Consider the following 18,446-nt stretch of genomic DNA (forward strand, 5'->3'; position numbering starts at 1 on the left):
GTAATGCTTGCCCTGCGGGCGGTGGACTATCGCCGGTTTTTGGCGAAATCTATAATCACGGAGCCTACGCCGCCTTCGATGGATATGTCTTTATCCGCATCATTATCAATATGCCTGTCTTTGCCAAGCCCTGAATAACTGTTGTCTCCGCAGATAACTTCCCCGACCCCGCACTCAATATCATAGTTGTATTCTTCTTCACTTCCGGATGCGGTATATACAATACTGCCTACGCCGCAGTGGATGTCCGCCGAACTCCTGAAGTCCCCCTGTGCCGTGATGCTTCCCGCTCCGCACTCAAACTCTGCCTCGTCCGCCTGGAACTTGTCAATATTCACTTCCCCGGCTCCAATCTCTACGGACAGCTCTTTGGCATAGATCTCCCTCACCTCCAAGGTTCCGGCTCCCATTTTCAGGGAAACGTCATCAAACGTCATCTCCTTGGGTATACGTACCGTAATTGTCCCTCTTCCTATATTATTAACGCCGGTAAATCTTTTTTTACTGGTAAGTTTTAGCTCATTGCCGTCCATATAACATCGGAATCCAAGCCCCTTGCTTACATTCTCCGTATCCACACGAATCTCGTTTCCTTCTCCTTCCACAAATTCTACTTTTCCGGCAGCCAGTTCCATATCAATCTCTGTTACGCCGGAGAATGTCTCATGGATATTCTCCGCCGCAGAACCTTCTCCGCCGCCTACCCATCCAATCCCATTGGGAAACCGGTTATATACCATATTCGTCGTCACTCCCATCATCCACGCAATTGCACAGAATATAAATCCAATCGCTAATGCCGCGCCGCACACAATCCAGAATATCTTCCATCCTCTCCGCATCTATACCACCGCCTTTCTCTGAAACGGCCGTCCAATCACCCACACAATTCCCCGGATGATTCCCGGAAGAACAATGAGGCAAAGCCTCACGCTGGCTACCGTTGCGACAACACCGCAAACCGTCAGGATGATCCCTGTGCCAATCAGTGCAAATCCCACCGCAAGCTCCGGCACCAGACTCACCAATCCTGCGATGAATACACAGACTCCGGCAAATGCAACCACCACAGATGCAATCACCAATGAGGCGAACACTGCCAACAGCGTGACTCCTGCTGCAAAAATGACTGCTATGATTGCTATAGAAACCGGAAGGATAATCGGCAGGCCTACAATCACAAGCAAGATTATCAAAAATACTTTCAATACATTATTCGTCCTTGGGGGCGTCTGGGCGTCGTCTCCGTAATTGTAACCCTGATAATTACCGTACCCTTTCTGATAATCGCCGCTGCCATACTGGTATTCCTTCTCCTTGGCTTCTCTCCCGGCGGGCGTGTCTTTGTGCTCGAATCTGGTATCCGTGTAGCCCGTCTCGGTAAATTCACCGTATTCCTTCGGAGAACCTCCAAGGTCTGCCTTGATGGTTGCCGCTACCTTCGCGGGACTTCCCAGCTCTTCGACTACCTGCTGCTCATTCTCTTCCCCGGCATCGTCGAAATAATCGTTGTAATACTTCATTGCATCTCTTCGTTCCTCTACTGGAACATCCTGCAATAATGCTGCTAACTCAGTCATAAATTCTATGCGGTTCATACAGATACCCCTCCCTCAAACAATTCATTAATCTTGACCGAATAGTTCTTCCACTCTACGCGGTACAGATCCAGTTGTGCAGTACCCCTTACCGTTATTTTATAATAACGCCGGTTCCTTCCGTCGATCTGCCTGTCGTATACCTCCAGGCATTCATCCTTCTGGAGCCTTCGCAGCACGGGATATAACGTGGATTCTGATACTTCGATGGTCGTCCTGACGTCCTGAGTAATCTTGTATCCGTAGGTTCCTTCTTTCTCCCGGGATACGACCGCCAGTACGATAGCATCAAGGAGGGCTGCTCCGGTGTTAAATACCATGTTCTCACTCCTTTGCTTGGAATATAATAATATGTAATTATGTAATATTGTTTTGTTTTCTATATTATATATTGTATAATATAGTTTGTCAACCCATATTATATTTTTTTATTATCTTTTACCGGATGTAGTCCGACCGCACCGTCAGGGGCTTGCAGCCAGGTCTTGCCATGGGTGGGAGGAAACTTTTTACAGACACGAAAAACGGAAGCTGCAAAGGCCTGCAGCCTCCGTTTCATTACGGATTATTACTTATTAAGAAATGGCTCGGAAAAGCTATGATTAAAGAATTCAATCAAGGGTCCCATGAAAAATGCGGTAATTAACGTGCCGACGCCAGGCAGCAGCCCGGACACCGTCCCTATGGTGACGCATATCAAGTCACTTGCAATCCGCACAAACCGGAACTGAACCCCCCATTTCCCTGCAATCACAATCGGAATTGCATCGTAGACCGAAACTCCTAGGTTAGACGTCATGTATAGAGATGAGGCAAAGCACATCACCAGAACCCCGATGGCAAGAAATACTGCCCGGACAGCCAGATTGGGTTCCGGCACAAAGCGAAGAAGCATTGCAGTAGCAAAATCTACAATATATCCTGTCAGGAACATATTGACCAGAGTCGCCACACCCATATAGCTTCTGGCAATAAAGATATCTATGACAAACATAATCCCGCACAGCACAGTATAAAAGATGCCATATGACATGTTTGAGTTAAAAAAATGCCCCCAAACTCCTTGGGCAAAGCATTGGAACGGGTCTACTCCAAATAAGGAACATTTGAAGAATCCAACGGCGATTGCACATAACACAACGCCTACGGTCGTCATTGCAGCACGCTTTTTAAAATTATCCGGTAATCTCATAATTTTACTCCTTTGCAGTTTAAACTGTAAATAATTTAATACACACTCCTTTGACTGTCAAGATAAACTCTTAATGAACTATTGAAATTCTCGTTGTTTTTTTGTAAACTAGATATATGCGATAAGCGGATTTTATTCATATATAAAAGGAGAAAGCAAATGAAAAAAGCAATGAAACAATCAAAGCTCATTACCATCCTGAACGGCATATCTATCTTTGCTCTGGTTTTGATGGCGGTACTTCTGTTGATTTACGCCAATGCAAACAACCAACTCTCCCAAGACAACAAGGCGCGGTATGACCTGACCCATAACGCCAACCGCTTTATGGACGGTTCCTCCTATCTGACGGAAGAAGTGCGTGCTTATGCAGCCACGGGTGACAAGACACACTATGATAACTATCAGAACGAAGTCAGCAATCTGAAAAACCGGGAGGCAGGCGTCGCCGCCATGCAGGAAATCGGCATCACAGACGAGGAACAGGCCATGATCGACCAGATGTCCTCTCTATCTAATGACCTGGTTCCCCTGGAAGAGAATGCCATGAAGAATGTGCAGGAAGGCGATCTTCAGGAAGCCCTGGATTACGTATATGGAGCTGAATACAACGCAACCATCCTTGAAGTCAATGAATTGAAGGAAGAGTTTCTCTCAGCGCTGGAGACGAGGACGCTGAAACGGATTCAGGAATTAAACACACGTTCTATGATTATCCGGATTTTACTGTTCGCAGCGCTGGTATTGGTCATCGCCATCCAACTGGTCGTCATGTCCGTTACCCGCAAGCGCATCTTGAAGCCAATCATTACGGTACGGGACCAGATGGGCGAGATTTCCCGCGGGAATCTCTCCGCAGAATTCCCACTGGAGCCGGATACCTCGGAGATTGGTATGCTGGTGGACTCTATCCATGAGACGAAGAGCGTACTGAAGCGATACATATATGATATCGATTCTAAATTAGCACAGATGGCACAAGGAAGCATGAATCTTTCCATTGACACAGACTATATCGGGGAATTCCTGCCGATCCAGAATGCGCTTCGTCAGATCTTAGATTCCCTGAACCATGCGCTTTCTCAGATCAACCAGACTGCAAGGCTTGTTTCTGACGAGTCAGAGCAGGTGGCTTCGGATTCACGGGTACTGTCTGACGGCGCCATTGATCAGGCGTCTGCCATTGAAGAGTTGTCTGCAAGTATCCTGTCATTGTCCGGACAGGTGAATTCTACCTCTCAGGATGCGGATGAGGCACGGAAGATTTCTGTGGATTCTGCCGCACAGTTAAATGCATGTAGCAAACAGATGGATAAACTGACTTCGGCTATGGAGAATATTTCCGAATCTTCACAGCAGATTAGCGGGATCATCAAGACGATTGAGGATATTTCTTTCCAGACCAATATTCTTGCTCTGAACGCCTCCATCGAGGCGGCGCGGGCAGGTGAGTCCGGCAAGGGCTTTGCCGTGGTGGCCGACGAGGTGCAGAGCTTGGCAAACAAGAGCGCGGATGCGGCCCAGGATATTACGGAACTGATCGAACGTTCCATCGAACTTGTCAAGTATGGGACTTCCCTGTCTGACGAGACAACTCAGGCGCTATCGGTTGGTGTGACCGGAGCACAGAGTACCGCCGATCTGATTCAGAAGATTGCTGACTCCGCACAGCAGCAGGCCCTGTCATTGGAGCAGCTTACGGCTGGTGTGGAACAGATCTCTGTGGTTATCCAGACGAATACGAATACTGCGGAAAAATCTGCCGCCTCTGCCAATGAGCTTAACAGGCAGGCGGGGGAACTCACGCAGTCTGTACAACGGTTTAAACTTCGTTGATATTTGCCAGACAGCATAAAGCAGGGGTTGTCGGGAAACGTTGTGTTTTCTATAATATATGCCATCTTCTTCACAGAAGATAGCGATATATTATCTGAAAACCACATTTTCCGGCAGCCCCTTATTTTTTATTATCACATTGTGTACGGCATCTCATGCATTTATCTTGAGCCCTTCCCCACATGATACTCTGTTTTCATGATATACATAATACTTCTTGACGCCACGTCCACGATAATAAACCCAAATGCGATTGCGAGACAAGTTGCAAACAGAACCATCATTTCCCCAAACGCAAGATTGATATCCTTGCTCACACAACCATACATCATATAGTACAGGTTTGGTCCTGGAATCAGTGGGAATACAGACGCCGTGAGAAAAATCGTAGACGGCGCCTTGTTGATTCTGGACATGAAAAACGCATAGAACGCAACAAATACCGCCGCAACCAGCGTTGCCAGGAAGTTGCTTGGCCGCAAGTCATAGACCACGATATAAATCCCCCATGTAAAAAATGCACCGATTCCAGAATATAATACTTGCCGGCCTCTAATCTTGAACCATAATGCAAACCCGATGCATGCAACCGTACAGGAGATAAGTTGAATCGGTATATTATGGTTCAGAATAAATCCCTCCGACGCAGCGCCGTCAAGAATCATGATTGCAAGGGCAATCCCGAACGCAATTCCTGCCGCACCCAGCATCGAATTCATGATATGGAGCGCACCGGATATGAAATCTCTCTGCAGCACATCCCGGATACCGTTCGTTACGCCAAGTCCACTAATCAGCAGCATTACAATACCGATCATGACTCGGTCTGGATGGCTGCCGATTCCAAGGCGAATCGCTTCCAGGATGATCATTTCCGACAGAAATGCCAGTATCATATTATAGACCAGAAGATTACTCTCCCGCTTTCCAAGCCAGTCTCCTACAACTACAATCATCAGAGAAACGATCACGGCAACAATCGCATCCGTTAGATTGCAACCAAAAAACACCGCAAATCCCGCGCCGCCCATCACACCCGCAAAATACTTCACCGCAGGATGCTGCTGCTCACGTTCCAAAACCTCCTGGAACTTCTCCTGAAACACCTTCTCATCCGGCTTATTCGCACAGACATATCTGGACAGGTTATTCAGATAATCCAGACGGTCAAAATCAATGTCCGTTGACTCAATATGGCGGATCTGCGTAATAATCTCTCCCTCTGGCGTCTCTACCGTTATCTGGAGATTGCTCGGAATGGCATACACGTCGTATCTCTTAAACCCATAGCTTTTACACATTCTGTAAAGGCTGTCTTCCAAACGGAAATTCTCCGCCCCGCTACGCAGCATCTCCTCTCCTACATCGAGGATCATCTGCACAATCCTGTTGTAATCCATAAATTACATTCCTCCTTAGATTATACTAAAATATCTCAATCCGAAAACGGTATTACTTTATCACATATTCTACCAAGATACAAGTAAGAAAATTATTGTTTTTTTTCATAAATAATTGTGAATAGAACGCGTAAATGGTATAATCTCTATATCAGCATTTGGGATAAGCCAGCCCATACAATGGGGAATGTATGGCTGGTTCGGACTTATAATGAGTGTTAAGCTATAATGTAAAGGAGTAATGCAAATGAAAAAAGCAATGAAGCAATCAAAACTCATCGCCATACTGAACGGGATATCCATTGTTGCCTTGATTCTAATGATTCTTCTTCTGGCAGCCTATTCCAATGTAAACCAGAAGCTCAGCAAAGACAATGAATCTCGTTTCGACCTGACCTATAATGCCAACCGGTTTATGAATGGCTCCGCTTACCTGACTAATGAGGTGCGTGCCTATGCGGCAACCGGGGACCAGGTACATTATGACAACTATTTTAATGAAATCAATAACCTGAAAAATCGTGATCTTGGAGTTGCCGCCATGCAGGAAATTGGCATCACAAACGAGGAACAGGCCATGATTGACGAGATGTCCGCCTTGTCCAACAACCTGGTTCCCCTGGAAGAAAACGCCATGGCGAATGTACAGGAGGGAAGGCTTCAGGAGGCGTTGGATTACGTGTATGGCAAGGATTACAGCACGGCCATCACCCAGATTAACGCTATAAAAGAACAATTCCTTGCTACTCTGGATACAAGAACCAAAGAGGATATCCAGAAGTTAAACCAGCGTTCCACGTTCATTCGGCTGCTCATCATTCTCTCTATGGTTCTGGTTGGATGTATACAGTTGATTGTGATGTATGTTACCCGCAAACGTATCCTGAAACCGATCATTGCAGTACGGGATCAGATGAGCGAGATTTCTACCGGAAATCTATCGGCGGATTTCGCCTTGGAATCAGACACCTCCGAGATTGGAATGCTTGTAGACTCTATCCATGAGACGAAGAACGAGCTGAAAAAATACATACACGATATTGATTCTAAGCTGGCGCAGATGGCAGCGGGCAAGATGGATTTGACCATTGACAATAATTATCTTGGTGAGTTCCTCCCAATCCAGAACGCCCTTAGCCAAATTCTGGATTCCTTGAACTATGCGTTGCTGCAGATTAACCAGACTGCCGGCCTTGTTTCCGACGAGTCGGAGCAGGTAGCGTCGGATGCGCAGATTCTCTCCAACGGTGCCACCGAACAGGCTTCAGCCATCGAGGAATTGTCTGCAAGTATTCAGGAATTGTCTGGTCAGGTGAAGTCTACCTCACAGGATGCGGATGATGCCAGGAAGTCCTCAATTGATCTTGCAGGCAAGCTGCAGGCGTGCAGTAAAAAGATGGAGGAACTGACTTCCGCCATGGAAGATATTTCCCAATCATCGCAGCAGATCAGCGGAATCATCAAGACGATTGAAGATATTTCTTTCCAGACAAATATCCTGGCGCTGAACGCATCGGTAGAAGCGGCACGTGCCGGTGATCTCGGCAAAGGATTTGCGGTTGTCGCAGACGAAGTGCAGAGCCTTGCAAACAAGAGCTCGATTGCCGCGAAAGATATTACGAAATTAATTGAGAATTCCATGGAGCTTGTCAAACATGGAACGACCTTATCTGGTGATACGACGGAGGCTCTCTCTGTCGGCGTAACTGGCTCACAGAATACGGCCGAATTGATACAGAAAATTGCAGATTCTGCTCAGCAGCAGGCAATGTCCCTGGAACAGCTTACGGCAGGCGTCGATCAGATTTCTGATGTTGTACACACCAATACGGTGACTGCAGAGAAATCTGCCTCCTCTGCAAGTGAGTTATATAAGCAGGCGGGCGAATTAAAGAGGTCGGTTCAGAAATTCCAGCTTCGCAGATAGTATTTAGGATATATCTTTTGTCATAAACCGATACAGGAAGAGAGTGCTGTAAAATTGCTTCTCATGCATTTTACAGCACCCTCTATCTATTGCCAAGTATCTCAGCCTATGCTGGATTACTTCAAAGCAACAAATTTATGCTTCACAGGCATAATGTATCCCCAAAATTTCCTTTATCCGATCCACCAGTTCCATTACAGCTATGCTGTCTGCAAGGGGCATTTCCCCACATTCTACTGCTCCGCGCTCTATCGCCTTGCGGCACGCTTCTACCTCATACTCGTAACCAGTGATTTGCTCTGGTATCTCATACTGCTTTATCAACACCCGGTTCCGGTCATATGCGCTGATTGCTTCACAGTTGTTAATATTCTCCACAACAAGATATCCTTTATCACCGTAGATGATACCTCGGCGATCCGTAAGCGCCTGCATGTTAGAATGCAGGACAGCCATCCGTCCGTCTCTCCATCTCATCGTAATACTGTTCTGCAAGTCAATGCCCTGGTCAGACAATACAGCCTGTGCTGAGACATCCTGATAATCATCCCCGAATACCATTAAGGCAAAATTAATCGGATATACACCCAAATCCAGCAGAGCTCCGCCGCCAAGCTCTGACTTAATGAGACGTTCTTTATCCTTTATCACATACCCCAGATTCGCTGTCAGAGAAGTAACCTCTCCGATAATCCCGCTGTCCACGGCTTCGCGAATCAGCGACCTTGACGGCATATATCGGGTCCATATTGCTTCTGCCAGAAGCAAGTTCTTCTCTCTTGCTATCTCTGCGACCTCTTTTGCCTGACTGCTGTTGACCATGAATGCTTTCTCACAGAGCACATGCTTACCATGTTCCAGACACATCTTTACGTGCTCGTAATGGTGCGAATGAGGGGTTGCAACATAGATCAAGTCTACAGACGGCTCCATCAGCATAGCCTCATAGTTTCCGTATGCCTTAGGGATCTGATACTGTTTTGCAAACTCCTCCGCTTTTTCAAGGCTTCTGGATGCTACGGCATATGTCTCTACCTTCTCCATACTGCTGACCGTTTCAGCCATCTTATGCGCAATGCTGCCGGCTCCTAAAATACCTATTTTCATATCTGTTGGATTCCATCTCCTATTATCTTTATTGAATACGACAGGCAGAGTGAACAGGGGCACTAACAACGTCCCTTCACTCTGCCTTCTTTCACAGCTATATTCTACTATTACTTATTCGCAATCGCCGCCTGAGCCGCCGCAAGTCTCGCAATCGGCACACGGAACGGTGAACAGGACACATAATCAAGACCAATCTTATGACAGAACTCTACAGAGCTTGGATCTCCGCCGTGCTCGCCGCAGATACCGATATGAAGCTTAGGATTAGCCGGCTTACCTAACTTGAGGGCTGTCTCCATCAGCTTACCAACACCTGTCTGGTCAAGCTTCGCAAACGGATCATTCTCATAAATCTTAGCGTCATAGTATCCTTCTAAGAACTTGCCCGCATCATCACGTGAGAATCCGAATGTCATCTGTGTCAGGTCATTCGTACCGAAGCAGAAGAAGTCAGCTTCTTTCGCAATCTCGTCTGCGGTCAGCGCAGCTCTTGGAATCTCAATCATCGTACCAACCTCATACTCAAGCTCGATACCTGCCGCCTCAATCTCTGCGTCTGCCGTCTCAACGACGAACTTCTTCACATACTTCAGCTCTTTGATATCCCCAATCAATGGAATCATGATCTCCGGCTTAATTGCCCAGTCCGGATGAGCCTTCTTCACATTGATTGCCGCACGGATTACCGCCTTCGTCTGCATCTTCGCAATCTCCGGATAGGTAACTGCAAGACGGCATCCACGATGACCCATCATCGGGTTAAACTCATGGAGAGAATCAATCAGAGTCTTAATCTGCTCTACGGTCTTGCCCTGAGCGTCAGCCAGCTTCTTGATATCCTCTTCCTCTGTAGGAACGAACTCATGAAGCGGCGGGTCTAAGAAACGAATCGTAACCGGGTTGCCTTCCAGTGCTGTGTAAAGAGCCTCGAAGTCTCCCTGCTGATATGGTAAAATCTTCTCAAGGGCTGCTTCTCTCTCCTCTACAGTATCAGAGCAGATCATCTCACGGAATGCAGCAATTCTGTCTTCCTCGAAGAACATATGCTCTGTACGGCAAAGGCCGATACCTTCTGCGCCAAGTTCTACTGCCTTCTTAGCGTCTGCCGGTGTGTCAGCGTTGGTGCGCACACTCAATCTTCTATACTTGTCCGCCCATGCCATAATCCTTCCGAACTCTCCGGCAATCTTAGCGTCAACGGTAGGAATGATTCCGTCATAGATGTTACCTGTCGTACCATCGATAGAGATTGCATCTCCCTCATGGAATTCCTTTCCTGCCAGTGTAAACTTCTTATTCTCCTCATCCATAGCGATATCGCCGCATCCGGATACACAGCATGTACCCATTCCACGGGCAACAACGGCTGCATGGCTGGTCATACCGCCGCGCACAGTCAGGATACCCTGTGAAGACTTCATACCTGTGATATCCTCTGGTGATGTCTCAAGACGAACCAGTACAACCTTCTCGCCTCTTGCATGCCACTCAACCGCATCCTCTGCCGTAAATACAACCTTACCGCAGGCAGCTCCCGGAGACGCTCCAAGTCCTTTTCCTAACGGTGTTGCAGCCTTCAGCTCAGCAGCGTCGAACTGCGGGTGAAGCAGTGTGTCAAGGTTACGAGGATCGATCATTGCAACAGCCTCTTCTTCTGTCCTCATACCTTCGTCTACAAGGTCGCACGCAATCTTTAAGGCAGCCTGAGCTGTTCTCTTTCCGTTACGTGTCTGCAGCATATAAAGCTTACCATGCTCTACCGTGAACTCCATATCCTGCATATCTCTATAGTGTTTTTCAAGAGTCTCACAAACTTTTTTGAACTCTACAAATGCTTCTGGGAATTTCTGCTCCATCTCGGAAATATGCATCGGCGTACGTACGCCTGCAACTACGTCCTCGCCCTGTGCGTTGGTCAGGAACTCGCCGAACAGGCCGTTCTCTCCTGTTGCAGGGTCACGGGTAAATGCAACTCCTGTACCGCAGTCATCACCCATGTTACCAAATGCCATGGACTGTACGTTAACAGCAGTTCCCCATGAATACGGGATGTCGTTGTCACGACGGTATACGTTCGCTCTCGGGTTGTCCCATGAACGGAATACAGCCTTGATTGCGCCCATCAGCTGCTCCTTCGGGTCAGTCGGGAAATCCTGTCCGATCTTCTCTTTGTATTCTGCTTTAAACTGTCCTGCAAGCGCCTTCAAATCCTCAGCCGTAAGCTCAACATCCTGCTTAACGCCCTTCTCTTCTTTCATCTTATCGATCAGTTCTTCAAAATACTTCTTACCTACTTCCATAACTACGTCGGAATACATCTGGATGAATCTTCTGTAGCAGTCCCATGCCCAGCGCGGATTGCCGGACTTCTCTGCCAGCGTCTCCACAACGTCTTCATTCAGACCAAGGTTCAGGATGGTATCCATCATACCTGGCATAGATGCTCTTGCTCCGGAACGAACGGAAACAAGCAGCGGATTCTCTTTGTCACCGAATTTCTTCTCTGTGATGGCTTCCATCTTCGTAACGGCTTCCATGATCTGCTCCATGATCTCGTCATTGATCTTCCTGCCGTCCTCGTAATACTGTGTACATGCCTCTGTCGTGATCGTGAAGCCCTGCGGAACCGGAAGACCCAAGCTTGTCATCTCAGCAAGGTTCGCGCCTTTACCGCCAAGAAGGTTTCTCATGTCTGCATTGCCTTCTGTGAACATATAAACCCATTTTGCCATTTGTCATGACCTCCTAAAAACAATATATTTTTCTAAGTCGCACATAATATTTTACTGGTTTTACCAGTATTCGTCAAGTATTTCCAATTAGTTTCCAGACGGAATTTCACATGTCGCTTCATATTTTAGCTTTCTCTTTGCAAATTCCCCTGACAGCTAAATCTCTTACCTTCCAGCCGAAGGCAGGTGGATTGCTCAGTTCCCATCCTCCGTATCGTCTTCCATACAGTCTGCGCCACCGCCGAGATACTCGATAAATTTCGCCGCCGTCTCCGGGTTCTGGCTGTTGACCGGAACCGCCACATAGATTTTATCATAAGAAGTCATGGCCTCTTGCTCCAAAATATTGCCGGAATCCAGCAGCACCCCGTACGCGCTTAGAGTCCCGCTATACCCAGCCCCGTTTTCATCCAGAAGTGTTTCCATATCTAAAAATCCGTCCTGATCCGCATACTCCTCAAAAACACTTTCGGAACACACCAGCACGTCCACCGCATCCGCCCCCATCAGCGTCGTCAGCGCCGTCTTACTGGTTGTGCCACCCTTGTCGTCCGGGATATTGGCGCGGACCCGTACTTCCCCATCCTTCTCCCCAATGCCCGCATACGCGGCAAATGATTCCTCAAGCCACTGTGCTTTCTGGCTGTCTCCTCCAATTACGACGGCATTGAGCAGCACCTTCGTATGCATCCCCTTGTACATCGTTACGCCGAGGCAAATCAGCCCAACCAGGATTACTGCGGCAAAAAGCCATGATTTATAATACATCCATAAGTATTCCAGCTTTTTCCAGACAGACATCGTCCCCCATGTTTCTTTAACGATTTCCTCTTCCTTGACAACTTCTTCCCTTATGTTTTCTTCTCTTATGTCTTCTCTGCTCATCTATACCTCCACACTTATCTTTACACTTATCAATATCCTACTGTCTTATATACCACAATTCAGTAAGTTTTTAAAGTATCATATTGTGAAAGTTTTATAACCTTGCCCATTTGCCGTCAATAAGCCGAGTCTCTGCTGCAGATGCCTGTATGCGGTACGCCGGGTACGCGGTTACAGCGTCTTTCTAACCCTACAGGGATTCCCGTAAGCTACTACATTGGCCGGAATGTCTCTTGTCACAACGCTTCCTGCTCCAATGGTCGTATTCTCCCCGATTGTCACCCCGGGAAGGACGATTACTCCCGCGCCGAGCCATACGCCGTCCCCGATACGGATTGGCTTGTTAAACTGCATTCCTTTATTCCTGAGTTCGGCTTCCAGCGGATGCCCTGCCGTTGCAAGGGTAACGTTTGGCCCGATCATCACATGGCTGCCGATATAGATATCCGCATCATCCACCAGCGTCAGGTTAAAATTCACATACACGTTGTCCCCGATATGGGTATTCTTCCCCCAGTTTGCCCTGAGGGGCGGCTCGATGACGCAATCTTCACCCAAATCTCCCAAAAGTTCCTTCAAAATCTCCTGCTGCTTTCTGCGGTTGGATGGCCTGGTCTGGTTGTATTCGTACATCAGATCATTGAGCCTCCACTGCACTTCGTATAACTCTGCGTCTGACGCATTGTATAGCTCCCCGCTCTTAATAACCTCTTCCGTAACCATATTCCCTTCTCCTTTCGTTGTTTCGTAAGTTTTCCCACTGTCTCGATACACTAAAGCCCCGGACACATCTTCCACACGGGGAAGGCCTTTCTAAGTATTAATTATACCATTGAAAAAAACTTTCTACAATCCAAAGCGCCTGCAATATAGAACCGCGAATCCAAAGCGCTCTTGCTTTTATAGTCAATTTTATTTATACTATATCATAATGAATGAGTTTACCGACCGGGCGTCCGGCCAGAAAGGAGCCACTATGAACCGTTTATTTAATCTGGACAACCCTTTTATGCAGTTTCTGAACAACATGGCTGACTTAATTATCCTGAATATCATCTTTCTGCTATCCTGCATCCCCCTCGTCACCATCGGCGCGTCCATCAGCGCTCTGCACTATGTCTGCCTGAAGATGGTGCGGGGAGAAAGTCCCTACGTCTGGGCCGGATTCTGGAAAGGATTCCGGGAGAGTTTTAAACAAGGCACAATCCTCTGGCTATGCTTTGCTGCAATCGCAGCCTTCATCGGTCTTGACCACATCATCCTGAATTCCGGTGATTCTGCGCTGTTTTCCGTAATGAAGGTCGCGCTTGGAGTCGTAACCGCCCTTTTGTCCTGTATCTTCATCTATGTCTTCCCTATCGTGTCACATTTCAAATGCACGACTAAGCAGGCGGTGAAGAACGCCCTCTTTATGACAATCGGGCATCTTCCCTACACCGTCCTGCTTGCCGCAATGTACAGCCTGATTATTTTCTTATGTACGCTCAACGTAAAAATGTTGGCGATGATTCTCATGCTCTCCGTAATCTGCGGCTTTTCCGTCGTTGCATTCACGGCTTGTATCATCTTCGACCGCATTTTCAGGAAATATGAGCCAGAGCGTGAGGCCATCCCGGAATATTATGAGTAATCCTATACCGTGTCAAACCCCGGCCCGATCAGCCAGATGCCTTCAAATTCCATCTCGTCTTTCGGCGTAATATCCGTAAGCGCCTTCATGGTAAGTGTTGCCAGGATGCCGCTGCCTTCGTAAAGCTTCTGGTCGCCGCGGTTTGCAACGGCAAGGTTTACATATGCCGTACCGTCTCCGTACCGCTTGTGGACGGTCAGGTCTTCCATCTGTGAGACGTAAGCTTCTGGCACAAGGGACACGAACTCCATATGCGCCGGGTCATAATCGAGAACTTTTCCGAATGCATTCAGGTTCTTCACATCTTTGGCGGTAACTGCCAGCGTAAATGTCTCTCCTGCTTTTACCGACTCTGCCTCCGGGATTAGGGAAATACTTCCGGCTACCGCCCCCGTCTGCTTTGTCCCGCCGTCAAGGGCGAACATGGTAAATGCATAATCGTACACGTCGTAGACCCCGTTCATATTCACATCGCCGCACCGTTTCTGGATCTGATCCACAAAATTTGCCCCATCCTTGACAGAGGTCCCGAGATAATTCTTCATGTTGGTATAATCTCCCTCTGTTACCTTCTCATTCTTATTGGTGCTTCCCACCGCAAATGGCCTGGAACCGTCTTTCTTGAACACCGGAAGCTCGTGGGATGCAAAAAAGTTCCTCTTTGACTTCACGATTTCAAGTTTCAGGAAGCGGGCGCTTACCCCGTCAAGGGTTACGGCCTTCGCATTTTCTTCCACCTCAAGGTTCTCGTCATAGCTCCACTCCTCGTGTTCCTCGCCGTTCCACTCCAGTTTCCAGTGTACGTTGTCAAGGCTGGAATAGATGTTCATCTGCTCCACCGTGCCGCTTCCGTAGCTGTCTCTTGGATAGTACTCAAACCTGTCCAAATCATAGATTGCCCCGAAGTCATAGATGAACGGAATCCTGTCTTTCACCACATCGTCCGCTGCAAAGAATAAACCGCGGAAACTGTGGTCCGTCGCATATTTGAGCGCGCCTGCCTCGTCGCCTCCGGTCCATGTGACCGTGCCAAGGGCGCCGATTTCATTTCTCCATGGGTCAAGGAGTGAGCTTGCTGTCAGTTCGCCGCTCCATGGGGAATATCCTTCCCCGTTCCTTGCACGCACGCGGTAGGTATGCTCTGAATGATACTCCAGTTCATCATGCAGGTAGGAACAGGTATTGCCCATGGTGTTCAGGTTGCCGTCAACCAGCATTTCGTAGGAATCTGCTTCTGGGACTTCTGTCCAGGTAAGCCAGATGGAGGTTGAGGTTTTCCGCTCCTTAGGCGCTTCAAGCGCCGGAACTGTAAGGCTTATGTTCTCCTTATCAACCGGGCGGATAAACTCGTTGACAAACCCTAGAATCTCCACGGACTGCCTTTCCTTTGCGGCGTCTGCGCCGCATATCTTTATATAGAGTTTAGGCGCGGCTTTTACATCCTTTGTCAGGTTCGCAAACTCTGTTTCCTCTGCCGGGGCATAGGTATAAAGCGGCGGAGCTTCGTCATAGAAGAAGACAGCCTCTCCCTCTTCAGGCACAATCTTTTTGAATGCCTCCCATGCAGTCTGCCCTGTCTTTCCAAGGACAGCTTCCGCCACATGCAGCGATTCTTCTCCGTTCTTCACGATAATCTCTTCCGGCTTCTTTGACAGATGTACGATAAAGGTTGTGCTGCGTTTTGGAACATATCCCTCATAATCCCCTTCTGCCTTCTCTGCCGTAAGCCATGCATGGTTTCCCTCCACCACAGACGTATACCGCACGGACACATGGCTTCCGTAGGAGATATGGTCGATTACACCGTAAGATGCATCTTCCTCCGTCTGGTTGCGGATATATTTCCCGTCGTCCTCGTACGCCGTGTATTCGCTGGTTCCGAAAGGCCAGAACTCCACGATCCGGCTGGTCCTGTCGATAGCGTCCGGGGTATTGTTCTCCTCATACATCGGAAGGATTGTCCCGCCCTTCACAAATACCGGCAGTTTCCATAAGGGGGCGTCGAAGTTATTCAGCACTTGCCCGCCCTGGTATTTCTGTCCTGTCAGATAATCCGTCCACACTTCCCTCTCGTCCGGAAGGTAGATACGGTTCCTCACGTCATTGCCCATCTCGTCCGCAGCAACGTTCTTGTAGACCGGGGCCACGAGAAGACTACCTCCCAGCATAAACTGGTACTGCATCTCCCTGGTTCCTGCATATGCATCCCCGGGATACTCAAGGAACATTGCCCTGACCATGGGAAGTCCGGTATCGCCGTTGCCTGTATCAATGTTGGATGCGGAAACGGCACAGGTGTAGATATACGGCATGAGCTGCGACTTCATTTTCATATACATACGGTTGATTCCTGTGTACGGATCTCCGAAGGTATACGGCGCTTTCATGTAGCTTCCCCATCCGTCCATATTAAGCATCTGGGGCGTAAACGCCTTCCACTGGTAATCCCGCACGGCGACTTGCGCCCTTCCGCCGAAGATTCCGTCCATGTCGCTGCCGATATTGGGATTGCCGCTTAAAGAACTTCCGATGTAGGTGGGGATATGGAAACGGATATATTCCCAGTTCCCGCCGGTCTGGTCGCCGCTCCACACGCTGTTGAAACGCTGGGAGCCAGCCCATCCGTCCAAGGAAATGATATTGGGGCGGAAGTTCTTCGCCGTGGTTACGATATCGTAAGCCGTCTTCACGCCGTCAAGCTGGAAAGAGTACCCAGGCCCAACCCACGCAACGTCGGTCTTCAATGTGGTCGCCCCGCCTATCGTCACCTCTTTCCTGAAGTCGCGCAGAAGATGCCAGTATGTCTCGCTGTCAGAGTCAGGGGAAAGATTGCTCTCTGTCCACAGCCCGGACGCTACGCCCTTGCTGTTGGCAAACTCAGTGAACCTTGCAAAGTTTTCCACATTGGCGTCCACAGCCGCAATCCGTTCTTCGCTGCTTTTACCATCTTCGCCTACGCCGCCCTGCACATAATAGCCGTTCTGCCCGTAACCGCCGCCGTAACCGTCATTGGGAAGGAAGTACCCAAGAGGCATGTCATAATGGATATACTCCTCAAGAACCGCCCTTGCAGAATATTCGTAAGGGGTGTCTACCGTCTCCGGGTAATTTTCGGTGGCAACATGGGGTTTTTCTCCGTTCAGGGACTCGGAATGAAGGTTTTCCGTCAGCCGGTAGCCTGTTGCCATACCACTTTCATACCTGGTCCTTCCCTCCCAGGTATAGGGCTTACTTCCCTTCACAACCCATGCCTTGCTGCCAGATTCCTCCGACCATGCATCCCGGTTATAGCAGTTCAGATGCCCTTCGTAGAAACCATACTCCGGAAGCAGCATCGGGTTTCCTGTCACATGGTAGTATCCCTGCAGGAGCTCCTGCACCGTTTGACGCTTATCTGCCGCACCGGACAGGAAGTAATATGCGCTGAACTTATTTTCCTTATGTTCCGTGACGATCATCTGCCGGTTTCTGTCCCCCAGATTGCCATCTGCCTTAGGATTCATCTGCTCCTGCTCCATTTCAGCGCCAAAATCATAACTTCCCTCGGTAAATGTGTTGCGCAGCGCCCCATATCCTGCAGTTGAGAGATAGAAAGGATTGGGGGATGCCACGCCGCCGTCCATCCACCCGCTCTCGTTGACAATCTGGATTTTCTTTCCTGTATGCAGGAAACGTCCGTTCTGTGTTCCTCCTCCGAAAAAATCCTCATCCTTCTGCCGGAACAACGTCTGCACTGTGGAATCCTCCTGAACCGAAAGAGCCTCCGCTTCCTCCAGTACAATCCTGTCTTTCACCCGAACCTGCATCTTTGCCGTCCCATTATCGAAGATTACGGATGTATCCCCACACCGGACAACGGTTCTGCCATCTTGCTCTGTAACTGCCGCCTCCGGCCTTGTATATGCCTTTGAATCGTCTGGACGCTGCTGAATCCTGGCGGCATGCTTCTCATCCACAGGTTTCGCATAGGCTGCAAATTCACCCGAGGGATCCACATCATAACGGAAAATATTTTCTTCTAAAAACGTTATCTTTCCCTTGATACCGCCGTCAAAACAGAAATAGACGATATGCCTCTGGGACGAATCCTTTTCCGCTGATATAACGCGGCATAACCTAAGTTCATTTTCTTTCAT

13 protein-coding genes are annotated in these 18,446 nt (G+C 48.5%); 3 read left to right on the forward strand and 10 right to left on the reverse strand.

Going from position 1 to position 18,446, the window contains the following annotated elements:
• Positions 1-26 precede the first annotated feature (26 nt).
• From AC6I3O_RS18950 to AC6I3O_RS18965, 4 genes are all read right to left on the reverse strand, one after another.
• Positions 27-842, reverse strand: coding sequence for a DUF4097 family beta strand repeat-containing protein (locus AC6I3O_RS18950; RefSeq protein ID WP_497852192.1), 816 nt, complete (start codon positions 840-842; stop codon positions 27-29).
• Positions 843-1,598: a DUF1700 domain-containing protein gene (locus AC6I3O_RS18955; protein WP_497852193.1), complete on the reverse strand. Its 756-nt coding sequence runs from the start codon at positions 1,596-1,598 to the stop codon at positions 843-845.
• Positions 1,595-1,918 carry a PadR family transcriptional regulator gene (locus AC6I3O_RS18960; RefSeq protein WP_497852194.1) on the reverse strand — a complete coding sequence of 108 codons (324 nt, stop codon included), beginning with the start codon at positions 1,916-1,918 and terminating at the stop codon, positions 1,595-1,597. The genes AC6I3O_RS18955 and AC6I3O_RS18960 overlap by 4 nt, the downstream gene beginning before the upstream one ends.
• Positions 1,919-2,166: 248 nt before the next feature.
• Positions 2,167-2,790, reverse strand: coding sequence for a YczE/YyaS/YitT family protein (locus AC6I3O_RS18965; protein ID WP_497852195.1), 624 nt, complete (start codon positions 2,788-2,790; stop codon positions 2,167-2,169).
• Between the two features lie 159 nt (positions 2,791-2,949).
• Between AC6I3O_RS18965 and AC6I3O_RS18970 the strand changes: the two genes are divergently transcribed.
• The gene (locus tag AC6I3O_RS18970) at positions 2,950-4,626 is read left to right on the forward strand and encodes a methyl-accepting chemotaxis protein (protein ID WP_497852196.1); all 1,677 of its coding nucleotides are present in this window, start codon (positions 2,950-2,952) and stop codon (positions 4,624-4,626) included.
• A 161-nt stretch (positions 4,627-4,787) separates the two neighbouring features.
• Here the strand turns inward: AC6I3O_RS18970 and AC6I3O_RS18975 are convergent, their stop codons facing one another.
• Complete coding sequence (locus AC6I3O_RS18975) at positions 4,788-6,026, reverse strand: threonine/serine exporter family protein (RefSeq protein WP_497852197.1); 1,239 nt, start codon at positions 6,024-6,026, stop codon at positions 4,788-4,790.
• Positions 6,027-6,273: 247 nt separating this feature from the next.
• On the opposite strand from AC6I3O_RS18975, the gene AC6I3O_RS18980 reads away from it, so the two are divergent.
• On the forward strand, positions 6,274-7,953 hold the full coding sequence (locus AC6I3O_RS18980) for a methyl-accepting chemotaxis protein (RefSeq protein WP_497852198.1): 1,680 nt from the start codon (positions 6,274-6,276) through the stop codon (positions 7,951-7,953).
• Positions 7,954-8,088: 135 nt separating this feature from the next.
• On the opposite strand, the gene AC6I3O_RS18985 is transcribed toward AC6I3O_RS18980, so the two are convergent.
• The 4 genes from AC6I3O_RS18985 to AC6I3O_RS19000 form a co-directional block, all read right to left on the reverse strand.
• A complete protein-coding gene (locus AC6I3O_RS18985; RefSeq protein WP_497852199.1) occupies positions 8,089-9,060 on the reverse strand; it encodes a Gfo/Idh/MocA family protein in 972 nt (323 codons plus the stop codon).
• A gap of 110 nt (positions 9,061-9,170) precedes the next feature.
• Positions 9,171-11,795, reverse strand: coding sequence for a pyruvate, phosphate dikinase (gene ppdK, locus AC6I3O_RS18990; RefSeq protein ID WP_497852200.1), 2,625 nt, complete (start codon positions 11,793-11,795; stop codon positions 9,171-9,173).
• A gap of 195 nt (positions 11,796-11,990) precedes the next feature.
• Positions 11,991-12,680: a hypothetical protein gene (locus AC6I3O_RS18995; RefSeq protein ID WP_497852201.1), complete on the reverse strand. Its 690-nt coding sequence runs from the start codon at positions 12,678-12,680 to the stop codon at positions 11,991-11,993.
• Positions 12,681-12,851: 171 nt separating this feature from the next.
• Positions 12,852-13,403, reverse strand: a complete 552-nt coding sequence (locus AC6I3O_RS19000; RefSeq protein WP_497852202.1) for a sugar O-acetyltransferase — start codon at positions 13,401-13,403, stop codon at positions 12,852-12,854.
• 253 nt (positions 13,404-13,656) lie between these two features.
• Here AC6I3O_RS19000 and AC6I3O_RS19005 point away from each other — a divergent pair, with 253 nt between their 5' ends.
• Positions 13,657-14,310, forward strand: a complete 654-nt coding sequence (locus tag AC6I3O_RS19005) for a YesL family protein (RefSeq protein WP_497852203.1) — start codon at positions 13,657-13,659, stop codon at positions 14,308-14,310.
• 2 nt (positions 14,311-14,312) lie between these two features.
• On the opposite strand, the gene AC6I3O_RS19010 is transcribed toward AC6I3O_RS19005, so the two are convergent.
• Positions 14,313-18,446, reverse strand: coding sequence for a TIM-barrel domain-containing protein (locus AC6I3O_RS19010; RefSeq protein ID WP_497852204.1), 4,134 nt, complete (start codon positions 18,444-18,446; stop codon positions 14,313-14,315).

The sequence above is a fragment of the Sporofaciens sp. St.21A7 genome (genome assembly GCF_059728535.1).

What these genes read in the sequence shown, in the direction of transcription:
- AC6I3O_RS18950 (WP_497852192.1), bottom strand. Translation starts at nt 842, where the DNA reads ATGCGGAGAGGATGGAAGATATTCTGGATTGTGTGCGGCGCGGCATTA.
- AC6I3O_RS18955 (WP_497852193.1), bottom strand. Translation starts at nt 1,598, where the DNA reads ATGAACCGCATAGAATTTATGACTGAGTTAGCAGCATTATTGCAGGAT.
- AC6I3O_RS18960 (WP_497852194.1), bottom strand. Translation starts at nt 1,918, where the DNA reads ATGGTATTTAACACCGGAGCAGCCCTCCTTGATGCTATCGTACTGGCG.
- AC6I3O_RS18965 (WP_497852195.1), bottom strand. Translation starts at nt 2,790, where the DNA reads ATGAGATTACCGGATAATTTTAAAAAGCGTGCTGCAATGACGACCGTA.
- AC6I3O_RS18970 (WP_497852196.1), top strand. Translation starts at nt 2,950, where the DNA reads ATGAAAAAAGCAATGAAACAATCAAAGCTCATTACCATCCTGAACGGC.
- AC6I3O_RS18975 (WP_497852197.1), bottom strand. Translation starts at nt 6,026, where the DNA reads ATGGATTACAACAGGATTGTGCAGATGATCCTCGATGTAGGAGAGGAG.
- AC6I3O_RS18980 (WP_497852198.1), top strand. Translation starts at nt 6,274, where the DNA reads ATGAAAAAAGCAATGAAGCAATCAAAACTCATCGCCATACTGAACGGG.
- AC6I3O_RS18985 (WP_497852199.1), bottom strand. Translation starts at nt 9,060, where the DNA reads ATGAAAATAGGTATTTTAGGAGCCGGCAGCATTGCGCATAAGATGGCT.
- ppdK (WP_497852200.1), bottom strand. Translation starts at nt 11,795, where the DNA reads ATGGCAAAATGGGTTTATATGTTCACAGAAGGCAATGCAGACATGAGA.
- AC6I3O_RS18995 (WP_497852201.1), bottom strand. Translation starts at nt 12,680, where the DNA reads ATGAGCAGAGAAGACATAAGAGAAGAAAACATAAGGGAAGAAGTTGTC.
- AC6I3O_RS19000 (WP_497852202.1), bottom strand. Translation starts at nt 13,403, where the DNA reads ATGGTTACGGAAGAGGTTATTAAGAGCGGGGAGCTATACAATGCGTCA.
- AC6I3O_RS19005 (WP_497852203.1), top strand. Translation starts at nt 13,657, where the DNA reads ATGAACCGTTTATTTAATCTGGACAACCCTTTTATGCAGTTTCTGAAC.
- AC6I3O_RS19010 (WP_497852204.1), bottom strand. Translation starts at nt 18,446, where the DNA reads ATGAAAGAAAATGAACTTAGGTTATGCCGCGTTATATCAGCGGAAAAG.